At 62.1% G+C, this 13,741-nt stretch carries 17 protein-coding genes; 6 read left to right on the top strand and 11 right to left on the bottom strand.

Annotated elements, in window-relative coordinates:
- The first annotated feature begins 35 nt into the window (after positions 1 to 35).
- The 5 genes from FHX08_RS04555 (at position 36) to FHX08_RS04575 (ending at position 3,645) form a co-directional block, all read left to right on the top strand.
- Entirely contained in the window at positions 36 to 848 is an 813-nt protein-coding gene (locus FHX08_RS04555; RefSeq protein ID WP_132654089.1) for a phosphate/phosphite/phosphonate ABC transporter substrate-binding protein, read from the top strand.
- 110 nt (positions 849 to 958) lie between these two features.
- Positions 959 to 1,684 (top strand): 7-cyano-7-deazaguanine synthase QueC, encoded by a 726-nt coding sequence (gene queC / locus FHX08_RS04560; RefSeq protein ID WP_132654090.1) that lies wholly within the window; start codon positions 959 to 961, stop codon positions 1,682 to 1,684.
- The gene (gene queD / locus FHX08_RS04565; RefSeq protein WP_132654091.1) at positions 1,684 to 2,040 is read left to right on the top strand and encodes a 6-carboxytetrahydropterin synthase QueD; all 357 of its coding nucleotides are present in this window, start codon (positions 1,684 to 1,686) and stop codon (positions 2,038 to 2,040) included. The genes queC and queD overlap by 1 nt, the downstream gene beginning before the upstream one ends.
- Entirely contained in the window at positions 2,037 to 2,783 is a 747-nt protein-coding gene (gene queE / locus FHX08_RS04570) for a 7-carboxy-7-deazaguanine synthase QueE (protein ID WP_245508277.1), read from the top strand. Before queD ends, queE begins: the two co-directional genes overlap by 4 nt.
- 295 nt (positions 2,784 to 3,078) lie before the next feature.
- Complete coding sequence (locus FHX08_RS04575) at positions 3,079 to 3,645, top strand: hypothetical protein (protein WP_132654093.1); 567 nt, start codon at positions 3,079 to 3,081, stop codon at positions 3,643 to 3,645.
- Between the two features lie 70 nt (positions 3,646 to 3,715).
- Here the strand turns inward: FHX08_RS04575 and FHX08_RS04580 are convergent, their stop codons facing one another.
- Both FHX08_RS04580 and FHX08_RS04585 read right to left on the bottom strand, forming a co-directional pair.
- Positions 3,716 to 4,099: a limonene-1,2-epoxide hydrolase family protein gene (locus FHX08_RS04580; RefSeq protein WP_132654094.1), complete on the bottom strand. Its 384-nt coding sequence runs from the start codon at positions 4,097 to 4,099 to the stop codon at positions 3,716 to 3,718.
- A 12-nt stretch (positions 4,100 to 4,111) separates the two neighbouring features.
- A complete protein-coding gene (locus FHX08_RS04585) occupies positions 4,112 to 4,711 on the bottom strand; it encodes an NADPH-dependent F420 reductase (protein ID WP_132654095.1) in 600 nt (199 codons plus the stop codon).
- Between the two features lie 139 nt (positions 4,712 to 4,850).
- On the opposite strand from FHX08_RS04585, the gene FHX08_RS04590 reads away from it, so the two are divergent.
- Positions 4,851 to 5,780 carry a LysR family transcriptional regulator gene (locus FHX08_RS04590; RefSeq protein WP_132654096.1) on the top strand — a complete coding sequence of 310 codons (930 nt, stop codon included), beginning with the start codon at positions 4,851 to 4,853 and terminating at the stop codon, positions 5,778 to 5,780.
- On the opposite strand, the gene FHX08_RS04595 is transcribed toward FHX08_RS04590, so the two are convergent.
- The 9 genes from FHX08_RS04595 to FHX08_RS04635 form a co-directional block, all read right to left on the bottom strand.
- Positions 5,741 to 6,052 carry a hypothetical protein gene (locus tag FHX08_RS04595; RefSeq protein ID WP_132654097.1) on the bottom strand — a complete coding sequence of 104 codons (312 nt, stop codon included), beginning with the start codon at positions 6,050 to 6,052 and terminating at the stop codon, positions 5,741 to 5,743. The two genes, FHX08_RS04590 and FHX08_RS04595, sit on opposite strands and share 40 nt — an antisense overlap.
- Before the next feature lie 22 nt (positions 6,053 to 6,074).
- On the bottom strand, positions 6,075 to 6,299 hold the full coding sequence (locus FHX08_RS04600; protein ID WP_245508278.1) for a hypothetical protein: 225 nt from the start codon (positions 6,297 to 6,299) through the stop codon (positions 6,075 to 6,077).
- A 56-nt stretch (positions 6,300 to 6,355) separates the two neighbouring features.
- Positions 6,356 to 7,582 carry an HlyD family secretion protein gene (locus tag FHX08_RS04605; protein ID WP_132654098.1) on the bottom strand — a complete coding sequence of 409 codons (1,227 nt, stop codon included), beginning with the start codon at positions 7,580 to 7,582 and terminating at the stop codon, positions 6,356 to 6,358.
- A gap of 2 nt (positions 7,583 to 7,584) precedes the next feature.
- A complete protein-coding gene (locus tag FHX08_RS32025) occupies positions 7,585 to 8,232 on the bottom strand; it encodes a hypothetical protein (RefSeq protein WP_184326888.1) in 648 nt (215 codons plus the stop codon).
- Positions 8,233 to 8,964: 732 nt separating this feature from the next.
- The gene (locus FHX08_RS04615) at positions 8,965 to 9,999 is read right to left on the bottom strand and encodes an aliphatic sulfonate ABC transporter substrate-binding protein (RefSeq protein WP_184326889.1); all 1,035 of its coding nucleotides are present in this window, start codon (positions 9,997 to 9,999) and stop codon (positions 8,965 to 8,967) included.
- Positions 10,000 to 10,029: 30 nt separating this feature from the next.
- On the bottom strand, positions 10,030 to 10,887 hold the full coding sequence (locus FHX08_RS04620) for an ABC transporter permease (protein WP_132654100.1): 858 nt from the start codon (positions 10,885 to 10,887) through the stop codon (positions 10,030 to 10,032).
- Positions 10,888 to 10,902: 15 nt separating this feature from the next.
- The gene (locus FHX08_RS04625) at positions 10,903 to 11,739 is read right to left on the bottom strand and encodes an ABC transporter ATP-binding protein (RefSeq protein WP_132654101.1); all 837 of its coding nucleotides are present in this window, start codon (positions 11,737 to 11,739) and stop codon (positions 10,903 to 10,905) included.
- A 13-nt stretch (positions 11,740 to 11,752) separates the two neighbouring features.
- Positions 11,753 to 12,079: a 4Fe-4S binding protein gene (locus FHX08_RS04630; RefSeq protein WP_132654102.1), complete on the bottom strand. Its 327-nt coding sequence runs from the start codon at positions 12,077 to 12,079 to the stop codon at positions 11,753 to 11,755.
- Positions 12,076 to 13,707, bottom strand: coding sequence for an FAD-dependent oxidoreductase (locus tag FHX08_RS04635; protein ID WP_132654103.1), 1,632 nt, complete (start codon positions 13,705 to 13,707; stop codon positions 12,076 to 12,078). Before FHX08_RS04635 ends, FHX08_RS04630 begins: the two co-directional genes overlap by 4 nt.
- Positions 13,708 to 13,741 lie beyond the last annotated feature (34 nt).

The following is a 13,741-nucleotide window of genomic DNA, read 5'->3' on the forward strand; positions in this document are numbered from 1 at the left end:
GACCCCTGCGGACCGGGACAGAGGTTGGAAACGGCGTGTCTCTCGCCAGCATGGCGATGTATGTCACACCGCCGCCGCTTGCGGCTGCCACTGCCGATCTCTGGGCGTTTCTTCGCGGGGAGCTGGCAGCGGCAGGGGTTGTCGATTTGCCCGAAGCTCTCGATACCGATCTCGCTCATGACGAAGCGTGGTTCCAGCCCAATCTCCTGCTCTCGCAGACCTGCGGTTATCCCTATGTAAAAACCTTGCGGGGCAGGGTGCAGCTCGTGGCAACGCCGGTCTATTGCCATCCCGGTTGCGACGGGCCGTTCATGCGCAGCTTCATCATCCTCAGCAGTAAAAACGCAGCCGGCTCATTGGCGGATCTGCGCGGCGGCATTGCCGCCATCAACAGTCGCGACAGTAATTCCGGCTGCAATCTCTTTCGGGCATCCGTGGCGCCGCTTGCCAAAGATGGCCGGTTCTTCGCCAGCGTCATCGAGACCGGCAGCCATGGGGCGAGCATCGACGCGGTCTCGGAAGGAAGGGCGGATTGCGCGGCGATCGACTGCATCACCTTCGGGAATATCCAGCGTTTCGATCCTGAGCGGCTCTGCGGCGTGCGCATCCTCGCCGAGACTGTTTCCGGGCCGGGATTGCCCTTCATCACGGCGGCGGACGCATCCGGCGAGCGGCTGACGCAGTTGCGGCAGGCGCTTGCTGCGGCCATTGCGGAGCCCGCGCTCGCAGCCGTGCGCGACACGCTGGGACTTATCCGTTTCGAAGTGCTTTCCGATGACGATTACGAACCGCTGTTGAGGCTCGCCGAAGAGGCGATTGCCGGCGGCTACGACGAATTCGGAGCGTAGATATGAAACCTCTCGATGTTTCATATCTGGACATGGCCCCTCCGCGCGTCTAGAAGATGCCCGCTAACCGGTCGCAGCCCACCCGGTTCAACAAAACAAGGGATCCTGACATGAAAGTACTTGTCGTCTGCTCCGGCGGACTCGACTCCGTTTCGCTCGCCTATGCCATGGCGGCGGAGCACCAGCTTATCGGCCTCATCTCCTTCAATTACGGCCAGCGGCACGTCAAGGAGCTGGAATTTGCGGCTCTGTGCGCCCGCAGGCTCAACGTGCCGCACGATATCATCGACATCTCCGGCATCGGCAAGCACCTAACCGGCTCGGCGCTCACGGACGACATCCAGGTGCCGGACGGACACTATGCCGAGGAGACGATGAAGGCGACGGTGGTGCCGAACCGCAATGCCATCATGCTGTCCATCGCCTTCGGGCTTGCCGCCGCGCGCCAGGCCGATGCCGTGGCGATCGCGGTCCATGGGGGCGACCACTTCATCTATCCCGACTGCCGACCGGGCTTCATTTCGGCCTTCGAGACGATGCAGCGCCATGCCCTCGAAGGCTATGCCGATGTGACGCTGCTCGCGCCCTATGTGAACGCGACCAAGGCCGACATCGTCGCCGACGGTTTCAAACACCAGACGCCGTTCGGCGAGACCTGGTCCTGCTACAAGGGAGGGGCTGCCCATTGCGGGCGATGCGGGACATGCGTCGAGCGCCGCGAGGCCTTCCATCTCGCGGGTGTTGCGGACCCCACTATTTACGAAGATCCGGATTTCTGGGTCGCCGCCACTGCCGATTTCAGGGGCGGCGGCTTCAAGGCAGAGGAGGCGAAGTGATGTACCGCATCACCAAGGAATTTCATTTCTCCGCCTCTCACCAGCTTTCGCATCTTCCCGAGGGGCATCAGTGCAAGCGCCTGCACGGGCATAACTATATCGTCGTCGTCGAGCTTGCGGCTGCCGAGCTGAACGAGGACGGGTTCGTGCGCGACTATCATGAGCTTGCGCCGCTCAAGCGCTATATCGACGACAATTTCGACCACAGGCACCTGAACGAGGCGCTCGGCCATGACAGGGTAACGTCGGAATGGCTCGCCCGGCATTTTTACGACTGGTGCAAGCAGCGCCTGCCGGAAACTTCCGCCGTCAGGGTCAGCGAAACGCCGAAGACATGGGCGGAGTACCGGGCATGACCGGCCTGGAAAACACTGATGGGCGGGAGCAGAAGATCCGCATCAGCGAAATCTTCGGGCCGACGATCCAGGGCGAGGGGCCACTTTCGGGGCTTCCGACCGTCTTCGTGCGGACGGGCGGCTGCGACTATCGCTGTTCGTGGTGCGACACGCTGCACGCCGTCGACAGCGCCTATCGCGACGAATGGCTGCCGATGGCGGTGGACGAGATCTGGGCGAAGGTGGAGACGCTGTCCGGGTGCTGTGCGCTCACGGTTTCTCTGTCCGGCGGCAACCCGGCCATCCAGCCGCTGGGACCGCTGATCGAGCGGGGCAAGCGGGACGGCTATCGGTTCGCGCTGGAAACGCAGGGCTCGATCGCCAAGGACTGGTTTGCGCGGCTCGATCACCTCATCCTCAGCCCGAAACCGCCCTCCAGCCACATGGCCTTCGATGTGGCGGCTTTAAGGGACTGCGTGAAGGCAGCCGGCGATGGCCCTGACATCGCGATGAAGATCGTCATCTTCGACGAAGACGATTATGCCTTCGCCAAGTCCGTCGCCGGAGCGTTCGACACGCTGCCGATCTTCCTGCAGCCCGGCAATCATACACCGCCGGTGAACGACAACGATAGGATTGATCTCGACGGTATCCTGAACCGAATGCGCTGGCTGGTCGACAGGGTTACGTCGGACCGCTGGTTCAGCGCCCGGGTTCTGCCGCAACTGCATGTGCTGCTGTGGGGGAACATGCGTGGGGTGTGAGGAGCGGGCTTGGCCGCAGTATCGGCATTTCGCAAAAGGGTATGTCTCCGAAGCGCCGGCCATGTTCATTATCTAGCGTCTCCATGACATGGGAGACGGCGCTGGATCCTCGATGTGCTGGCAACTGTTCCCCCCTTCCGGTGTGGGGAAACACCACGGTTTGAATATTAATACATCTTTCGCTAGAAGTTAATGCGTGGCGGCCCGTCCTCGTCTGTTGGCCCATTCCTGACTTTCGCTCCTCATCGCTCATTCTGGCATCCGAGAACATAAAAATGAACACGGAGATATAGGCTTGCTGTCTTTATTGAGATGTTCACAGGCGGTCCACGGTTTGATGCTTGCCGGCTTGGTGACGGCTATCTGCTTCGCGCTCGCGGGATGCTCGTATAATTTTGTCCGTGGTGTCGAGGGAAGCTATCTCGCAACGGGCACTCCGGTGCTCGGAAAGGTGACCGCGCACAACGAGAGTGAGCAGATGGGGGGAACGATTGAGATCGGCTCGGCCAAAAGCCAGCAATGCAGGGGGCGCTATAGCGTGTCGGAGGTGAAGACGAATTTCTGGAAGCTGGAAACCGGCGAGCGAATCTATCACGGGAAGATCTACTGTCTGGATGGTCGGACAGGGGCGTTTGAACTCATATCGAAGGATAAAGGGAAAACCGGCTCGATCACCGGTGAGATCAATGGCGAGGCATTTCAACTCGATGTGTACGAATCGAAGAGCCGTGGGTGCATGACGGACGAATGCAGATGGGGTTTGAAGTGGACTTACGAGAAAGAGCGCGAGAACATGCGTACCTATTACAGGGTTGTGACTGAACACGAGCCCGGTTCAATGGCTTTAAGGGTGCTCTATTAAATCTGCCCCTATTCCGCGTGCCGGTGATCCGGGTCCCAGGCTCTCCCATCGAATGAGGGCGGCGCCGCAGTTACCGTTTGATCGCCGCCAGCTGCCGCTCGAAGCTGCCAAGGTCAAAATAGTCGCGCCAGACGGTGATCTTGCCGTTTTCGACCGTCAGCGTGCCCATGACCGGCAGGGTGATCTGGCCGCCATTCTCATGGGTGAAGATATCGATGCGCTCATTCAGCACGACATTGCCCGAGACTGCGATCCCGGTAATTTTCCAATCCACCTTGAAGGCGGTGCCGATGCCGAAGTCCGTCTGGAACTTCCGGACGTTTTCGCGACCCACGATATCGGGCAGGGGCACGTTGTCGTAGAGCACATCATCGCTCAGCATGGCGACGGCTTCGTCGATGCGGTTGGCGCTCCAGTGGGCGAAGAAGGTCTGCGCCGTTTCGAGAGGTGACATGGCGCGTCTCCCTCAGCCAAACTTGACGAGGTTCAGCGCCGCCAGCGGGCCGCCGGGGAACTGCGTCAGGGCGCCGCCCACTTTCAGCGGGCCGAGATCGACGCCGGCAAAGCCGAGGCGGGTGATGATATCAGCGACTTGCGACTTCGCCTCGATATCGTCTCCCGAATAAAAGAGCACACGGTTGCCGCCTTCGGCTTTCGGATCGCCCGAGACGAGGTTTGCGAAGAGGTGGTTGAAGGCTTTCACGAGGCGGGCGCCGGGCACGAGATCGGCGACGATTTCGCTCGACAGACGGCCGCCGAGCTCGGCCGGCTTGAAGAGCGGCGCCTCGATCGGGTTATTGGCATCGATCACGATGCGGCCGGCCCAATGCGGCAAGCCTGACAGGGCTGCCGGCAGCTTCGACCAGGGCACGGCGACGAGGACGATATCGGCGCTGGCGGCCTCCGTAATCGTCGCGGCGGTGAGGTGCGGGGCGAGTTCGGCAGACAGCTCGCCGAGCGTTTCAGGGCCGCGGCTGTTGGCGATGGTGGCGGCAATGCCGTTCCTGGCAAGCGCGCGGGCAAAGGCTGCGCCAATATTGCCGGCGCCGATGATACCGATGGACATGGCAAGTTTCCTTTCTGCATGTCGTGTTCGTTTCGATGGAGTGAATATCGTGCCGGCATTCCTCTTTGATTAGCCTGTAATCCGCGCTATCAGCTTCAAGTGTTTCTTGAAGATGGCGGCTGATGAAAAGGCTTTTTGGATGGAGAGTTTGGCCAACCTGGAATGTTTCGTGCGCAGCGCCGAGCTCGGCAGTTTTTCGGGAGCTGCACGGCGCCTCGGCCTGACGCCGGCGGCAGTCAGCCGCAATGTGGCGGCGCTTGAGGCCAATCTGAAGATCAGGCTCTTTTACCGCAGCACCCGCAGCCTGACGCTGACGGAGGCGGGCGAGCGTTTCCTTCTGTCGGTGCGCGATCATCTGGAAGGGCTGCAGGGGGCGATATCAGGGATTTCCAGCGAGCAGGCAGAGCCGGCAGGTGTCCTGAAGGTCAGCCTGCCGCCAACTTTCGGCATCGGCTATATCCTGCCGCTGCTGCCGGAATTCATGGCGCGCTATCCGCTGGTGCAGCCGGAATGGATGTTCGAGGGCCGGCCGGTCGATCTCATCGCCGAGGGTTATGATGCAGCTGTTGGAGGCGGCTTCGAGCTCGCCCCCGGCTTGGTGGCGCGTGCACTGGCGCCGGCCCATCTCGTGGTGGTGGCGTCACCGGCCTATATGCGGGGGCGCGTGCCGCCGGCCGATCCGGCCGGGCTTTCAGCTTTCGACGGTATCGTCATGAAATCATTGCGCACGGGGCGCATGACGCAGCGGCAGATGCGCAATGCCGCGGGCGAGGAGCGGCCCGTCGACCTGCCGGCAAGGATCGTCGTCAACGATCCCGTCGCCATGCGCGCTGCCGCCCTTCTCGGGCTCGGGGTGACGCTGCTCGTAAAGGCCGATGCGCTGCCCTATCTCGACAGCGGCGAACTGATCCGCCTCGTGCCGTCATGGTATGTCGATATCGGGCCGATCTCCGTCTACTACGCCAACAGGACGCTGCTTCCCTTGAAGACGCGGGTATTCGTCGATTTCGTGGTCGAGGCGTTTCAGCGTCAGCGGTGGTCCGAGCGCTTTGCCGGCAGCATCGGCTGATCCTTGTCGGGCCGGTAGCCGTGTACGAAGGTGATGACTTTCGCGGACGACATTTCGCAGGGTTTCAGCGTGCTGCCGCTCGCCTCCAGCAGATAGAGGTTGAAGCTGACGATATCGCTGCCGGCGAGATCCTCGGCATAGAGCCAGATGCGCTTGCCGTCAGGCGAACGTTTGACGGTGACGCCCCAACGGCCGGCTTCGAAGCTGCCTTCGCTGTAGCCTTCCGGGATGAGGGCAAGCGCCTGAGAGAAATCGTCGTCTGCGGGGTTCATCTGATGCCTGATGCCGGGGCCGCTAAACCAGTGTGATGCCGTGACCGTATTCTTCGGTCAACTCCTCGATCAGAAGCTTCTCATGAGGGGTCAGTTTGCCGCGATCGACGAAACGCCAGTTCCGCTCATAGAGCGCAAAGGCTTCGCCGGCAGCAATGGGACGCGCGGGACTGCTGTTCCATGCGAGCATTTTCAGCTCGGGAAATTCCGCTGGAACGATCTCGTTTCCAAAATGAGTCATGCCCATGTGGTAGCTCGACAGCGCCTTGCTATCAATTGCGGCGCTGCCGAATAGGACCCTCCTCAATGCCCTGTCAGCACGAGCGTCTGCACCGGCAGCAACAGCGCCTGCATGCGCAGGATCATCGCATGCACCAGGCCGACGGTGTCGATCACATGCAGGCCGATCGATTTGAAGGTGCCGATATTGGGGTCGGCGAGCGCATCGTGGTTGTTGGTATAGGCATTGGCGATGCAGCTGCCGCCCGGGGGCACGCCATCAAGGCCGCCGGGGAAGAGGGGCTGCAGGAAGACGGTCAGCGTGCCGGGGCTTGCCAGCTGCGAGACATCGAGAAGCTGGTCGGTCGGGCGCAGCTGGCCGGCGGCGATCACATCCTGAACCTCGGTGACGACAAGGGGAATGATGGCGAAGGGTTTGCCGACGCAGGTCGCTTCGGCCACCATGCCGGGCTTCATCACCTGCGCCTCGATCTGGCCGAAGCCGGCAATCAGCGTGCCGCGGCCGGCCTCGCTCGGCACCAGCACGCCGGCCGGGCGCAGCATGGTGTTCAGCACGTCACCCGGGCGCAGCGTGAACTGCTGGACGGTGCCGGCGACGCCGGCTCTGACCACCGTCTTGTCGAGTTCCACCTGGGCCTGGGCGAGGGCTGCCTCGGCACTTGCCTTCTGCGCCGGCAGGAGCACGGCGAGCTTGGTCTGCAGCGTTTCCTTGGCGGCATACGCGGCGCTGACCATGCCTCGCTGGCTTTCGACAGTGTTGGTGAGCCGGTCCACCTCGCGTCGGGCAACAGCATCATTTTTCAGAAGCTGGGTCTTCATCTGCAGTTCGTCGATCGAGACCTGCAAGGCGCCTTCGGCCTGGCGAATCTGGCCGTCTGCGCTGGCAAGCTCGCTCTGGGCCACCTTGGTCTGGGCCTCGACCTCGGCGATCTGCTTGTGCGCCACATCGAGCGCGGCCCTTTGGGCGGAATCGTCGAGGCGGAAGAGCGGCGCGCCGGCCTCGACCTTCTGGTTGATGCCGACGAAGACCTCATCGACGCGGCCGATGCTTTCCGGAAGGATGGTGACGGTGCGGAAGACGGCGGTGACGGATTTTGTCGAGGGGTGGAAATAGAAGATCATGGTGATCAGTGAGATCGTCAGGATCAAGCAGGCCGAGATGCCCCAGCGCAATTCGTACCACATGCTGTAGAGGGTGATCTCCTGGCCGATGCGCTTGCCCTGCACATAGCGGCGGAAGAGATAATCGGGGAAAATGGTCAGCATCGAGCAGAGGATCAGTTCCAGCATGGTCAGATACCTTCTCTCTGGGTGCCGGTCTTGACGATCTGCTGCACGGGCTGCGGATGCGGCGCCGGGCCAGGAGCGGTCGGTGCGCCGGCGGGAGCGCCGGTTGCCGCATGATATGGGGTTGTCGTAGCCGGAGATTCCTTAAGGTCTTCAGCCGGATGGGCTTCAGTCGAAGGAACGGGGGCGCCCAGAGAGACGCCAGCTTCGGGACTTCGGTTCGCGAGCCTCGCGATCGACCGCGCGATGGAATAAAGCGGCGTCGAAAAATCGGGAATGCGGACCATGGCCAGGAGCAGGCCGATGATCCAGTAGATATGATTGTGGGTGAAGAGGGAGATCAGCGCCAGTACGGCGACGACCTCCAGTTGCGCCTTGTTGGCCCGGTGCGCGATGCGCTCGGGAACGGCATGGAGCTGGAAGTAGAAATTGCCGATCGCGAGGATGATCAGCAGGATCAGCACGATGACGGCAATGAAGAGATAGTCGGTCTGCCCGGGCGCGGTGATGAAGCCGGGCACATGATCGGTCAGCGCGGCGTGATAGGGCTGGCTCGCTGCGTCATCCGCCGCCGTTGCGGTTTGAGCGACAAGGCACGCCGTTCCGCTGGTGACCCCGATGGCGGTCCAGTGACGGCTGCGCGGCCTCGTCATTCTGCTTAGATCTCCCATGCCAATCATGCCATGCTCTCCCGGGACGGCATTCAAGTGTCGACTGAATTTTAAGCGCTTCGGGCATAGCGCGTAAGTACGCAACAGTAACCTACGGCGTAAATACGGGGAACGTCGATGCCCCCGATGTCGCTGCTGCCTGCCTTTTCCTTACGAAACCCAAACACTTGCCATGCTCATACCTTCTGGATGTGAAATTAAAATTCCAATTGAATCCGTAGAACATGTAGATGTTAGTGTATTTCTCCGATTCTAACTACAGGTTGAAATGAGTTAATCATGATTTATCCTTCCCCGCAGCATTTTTCGGGGAGGCGACAACGGCCCATCACGAGGCCGGCAGAACCGTGCAGCCGATCAAGGAATGGGGCGGCAATTCCTTTTTAAGATGTATGATCCGCAGGAGCAGTGGCCGGATGTGGCAAGACGCCTCGGCAACACGCAGCCCGGCGACGGCGTGCGATTCTGCGGTCGCGGCTATGTGCAGCTACACGACCTGAGACTGACGAAATCAACGGCTATTTCAGCGAGCGCAGTGCGGATATAGCGGCTGCGCACGCCGTGGAGCGGCAGAGGGTCGAGGACGAGAGCGAGCTCGCCAACGATCCGGACGCCGCAGGACCGCACGCTGCTCTCTGACGCGCTGAGCCATCTCAAGGAGGACAAGCCCGAGCATGACGGAAGAGTTTGGTCGGCTCGCTTACGAGGCTTAGCTCAATTCGACTGCTCGGCGTCGACTTCCTTGTAGGCGGCGTCGAGGAAGCTGGTGTCGATCCACTTGTCGTAGTCGACCGAGCCTTTCAGCAGTTTGGCGTCGGCCATGAACTGTTCTTCGCTCTTCAGCGAAGCGAGCGCCTCAGGCGTGATCTTCGGATCCTGATAGAAGACGTTATCGTGATAGGTCTGGCGAACGGACTTTTCCGAAGACTTGGTCTCGTCAACGAAGATCTTGATCGTGTCTTCCGGGTGGGCATCGGCCCAGCGTGCGGTTTCGATATCGACCTTCAGCAGGCGCTTGACGAGATCGGGATATTTGCGCACGAACTCGCCATTGGCGGAGATCAGGAAGGGGGCCGACCATTCCGGATGCGATGACGCGTCGAGGATGACGCGGGCCTGGCCGGTTTCGACGAGCTTGGCGGCGACATCGCCGCTTTCGACGACGGCATCGACATCGCCGCGCACCAGCGCCGGGCCGGACGCGTCGAAAGCGAGGTTGAGGGATTCGATGTCGTTAAGCGACAGGCCGACGGATTTCAGCGCCTTGGCGAAGGTGGAGTGGCGCACGGTGCCGGCGAGATAGGCGACCTTCTTGCCCTTGAGATCGGCGATCGACTTGATCGGCGAATCTGCCTTCACGATGATGGCCGAGCCGTTTTCCTTGACGAAGCTGGAGAGGCCGATGGCTTTCACGTCAGCACCGGCGGCGGCGACGCGCAGCGCGGGGTTGTTGCCGGTATAGATGAATTCGACAGCACCCGTGGCAAGCGCGGTCGTTGCTTCCGAGCCGCCATTGGTAAAGGCGATGAATTCGACCTTGATGCCGTCCTTTTCGAATTCCTTGGCGAGCGAGCCGCTATGGCGCTCGAGGATGAATTTCAGGTGGCCGGGGGCGGTGCTGCCGATGCGGATCACATCAGGCTTGTCTTCGGCGAGGGCCGGGCCGGTGAGGGCGGCGCTGCCGAGCGCGAGGGCCGCAATGCCCGATAGCAGCGTGCGGCGCAGGATGGATGGGTTGAAGCGTGCCATGTCGTGTCCCCTTCAGAAACGGTATTGCATTCAGTTGTGAGAGATTTCGGAGCTGCCCTTCCAGGCGGTGGCCCAGCGCTCGAACCAGACGAGCAGGTAGTTCACGAGCAGGCCGATCGCGGTCATGGTGATGATGCCGGCATACATGTCGGCCGTTTCCATCATCAGCTGCGACTGCTGGATCAGGAATCCGAGGCCGGATTTGGCGGCGAGCATTTCGGCGCCGATGACGGCGAAGATCGAGGATTTGACGGCAAGGCGCATGCCCGAGACGATCGAAGGAATACTCGCCGGCAGGATGACCTTGCGGAACATGTCGAAATCCGACGTGCCCATGGAGCGGGCGGCCTTCAAAAGCAGCGGATCGACGGACTTAACGCCCGAGATCGTATTGATCAGCAGGAAGAAGACCGACGAATAGAAGCAGATGGCGATCTTCGAGGCCTCGCCGATGCCGAGCAGCAGGATGAAGACCGGCAGCAGGGCGAATTGCGAGGTGTTGCGCAGCGTCTGCACGAGCAGGTCGGAGACCTTTTCAAACAGCGTATAGCGCCCCATCAGGAAGCCGAGTGGAACGGCGACCACGACGGCAAGCAGGAAGCCGATTGCGGCACGCTGCAGGCTGATGCCGATATTGGCCGAAAGCGTGCCGTCGAGCAGCATCGCATACCAGGCTTCCAGCACGTCGCTGAGCGGCGGGAAGAAGATGCGGTTCAGCCAGCCGAGACGCGGCGCGATTTCCCAGAGGCCGAAGAAGACGACCATCAGCGGCAGGCCATAGGTGGCAGCGCCGAATTCGATGCGGCGTTTTGCGCGCGGGCTGCTGCGCTTCGGACGGGCAGGAGAAAGCTCGGCGCCGAGGACGGTCTTGTCGGTTACATAGGCCATAGTAATTCTCCGGTTTCAGTGGGCGTAAGCCGGTGAAAGCGCCCAGTTCTTCTGCGCCTTGTTCACTTCGTCGCGCAGCGCTTCCCAGACACGGCCGCGATGGGCGTTGAACACGGCGCTGGCCCGGATATCGCCATCGCGCGGGCGCGGCAGGTCGACATCGATGATTTGCTTTACCGTGCCGGGACGTGCCGTCATGACGACGATGCGGTCGGCGAGGTAGATCGCCTCGTCGATCGAGTGGGTGACGAAGACGACGGTCGTGTTGATCTTTTCCCAGATGCGCAAAAGCTCGGTTTGCAGGATTTCGCGGGTCTGGGCGTCGAGGGCGGCGAAAGGCTCGTCCATCAGCAGGACTTCGGGATCGGTCGCAAGCGCGCGGGCGATCGCCACGCGCTGCTGCATGCCGCCGGAGAGCTGGTTGGGGAAACGATCCTCGAAGCCGGAGAGGCCGAAGAGGGAGAGGAAATAGCGCGCCCTCTCGGTGCGCTCGCGCTTGGGAACGCCATGGACCTCAAGTGCATATTCGATATTGGCGAGCGCCGTGCGCCAGGGAAACAGCGCATATTGCTGGAAGACGTAGCCGGTTTTCGGGTCCGGCTTGACGATACGCTTGCCATCGATACTGACGACGCCCTCAGAGGCTTCCGTCAGCCCGCCGATAATATCGAGCAGCACGGATTTGCCGCTGCCGCTCGGACCGACCAGCGTGATGAACTCGCCCTTGCGGATGGAAAGATCGACGCCGTTCAAGACCGTGACGCGGTTGGAGGGGCGGCCATCGGTCGTTACCGTCTGGCCGGGCTTCAGCTGAAAGGTCTTGCGGACATCGGTGACGGTGATGCGGTTCATGAACTTCTCCAATTCAGACTTGCGCGACGCGGATGCGGTGGGTGGGATCGAATTGCGATCCGCCCGGTTTGCCGCGCCTCCAGCCGAGCGCGCGGGCATAGCTGCCGAAGAGATTGCGCTCCTCGACCTCTTCTTCCGTGATGGCGAGAGGGCCGTCGGCGCGCTCGGCGACATAGAGCGCGTCGGTCGGACAGTAGATCTCGCAGAGGAAGCAGGTCTGGCAGTCATCCTGGCGGGCGATGACCGGAACGCCGCCGGTCGCGTCGAAGACATTGGCCGGGCAGACCTTCACGCAGATATCGCATTCCACGCAGCGGCTTTCGGAGACGACTTCGATCATGATGCGATCTCCTGGCGGGCTTCCGGTTGTGCCGCGACCACGATGTCATTGACGCCGCGCACGATGATGGAATGGGCAAAGGCCGGGTCGTTGCTCTTGAAATCCGAACGGCGGTGCATGCCGCGGCTTTCCTTGCGGGCGAGTGCGGAAGCGAGCGACCAGCGGCCCGAGGCGGCGATGGCTGCTGCCTCGCGCGCTTTCAGCTTGTGGACGCCGGAGCCTACGAGGTGGTTTGCGACATCGACCCAGAGGGCGTCGAGCTTCTCCTGGCTCGCCTGCAGGCGAGCGCCCTCGCGGAAATAGTTCTTTTCCAGCGGGATGACTTCGGCGCGCACGCTGTCGATGACATCCTTGGGCGTCAGCGACGGCTTTGCCGTGCCGCCGGGGCGCAGACCCGCTCGGCCGAGAGGGCTGGAATTAGCGCGAAACGCCTTGTCGCCACGGCGTTTGCTGTGGGAGGCCGCACCCTGTCCGGACCACCAGCCACTGGCGATGGCCCATGAGGAATTTGGGCCACCGCCGCCCGACGTGGCGCCGGCAAGCGGTTCGCGACTGGCGGCGTCACCCGCAACGTAGAGGCCGGGTACATCGGTGCCGCAATCGGACGTGGCGATGCGGATGCCCCCGGTGCCGCGCACCGTGCCTTCGGCGCGGAAGGTGACGCGGAACATCTGGGTGAAGGGATCGACCGGGGTGCGGTCATAAGGCACGAAACAGTTGGGTTGGCCGCGGCGCAGCCAATCCTGCAGTGCGGATTCAGCCTGATCGAGCACGGCATAGACGGGAGCTTCGATCATGGCTTTGGCGATTTCCCTTTCGCGCTCGCCGATACCGTTCTGCAGATGGTTGCCGTCGCTGTCGAGGATCGGCGTGCCGTCCTCGCGGAAGAAGGAAGCCCAGCGGAAGGGCAGGCCCTTGTTGAGCGAGGAGCCATAGGGGGCGAGCGTATATTTGCCGGTGAATTCCATGCCGGAGAGGCTGGCGCCGGCTTCGACCGCCATGAGGTGTCCGTCGCCGGTCAGCGCCGCAGCCCCGAGGATGCGCTCATGGAAGGCGCAGCCGCCGGTTGCCAGCACCACGGCGCCGGCATCGACGCGCCAGTCGCGATCACGCTGGCGGTCGATGCCGGCAGCGCCGGTGACGGCTTCGCCATCGAAATAGAGTTCGAGCGCAGGGTGGTGATCGAGAACGGTGATGCCGGCCTTGAGTACACGCCGGCGCATGAAGGCCATGTAGTCTGGTCCGCGCAGGTTGGCGATATAGAGCTTGCCATCCTCGTCATCGGGGAAGGGATAGCCCCATTCGGCAAGCTTTAGGAGGTTTTCATAGGCCTGATCGACGGTGCGCAGCATCCAGCGCTGATCGGCAAGATTTGCGGTGCGCTGCCAGCGGCGCTCAACGATCTGGGCGCGGCTTTCGCCTGGAGGCACCAGCCAGGTGCCTGTGTTCGACGGGGCAGTTGCGCCGCTGGTGCCAAGATAGCCCTTGTCGGCCAGCACCACGCGGGCGCCATTTTGCGCAGCCGAAAGGGCCGCCCAGGCGCCGGCCGGCCCGCCGCCGAGGACGAGCACGTCCGTCTGCAGATGCAACGGGCCGCTGCCCGCCAAGTCTTTACGCTTCAGCGACATCAGGAAATCTCGGGGTCATGTAACAAAAGCGCGG

The sequence above is a fragment of the Rhizobium sp. BK529 genome (genome assembly GCF_014194105.1).
GTDB lineage: Bacteria > Pseudomonadota > Alphaproteobacteria > Rhizobiales > Rhizobiaceae > Rhizobium.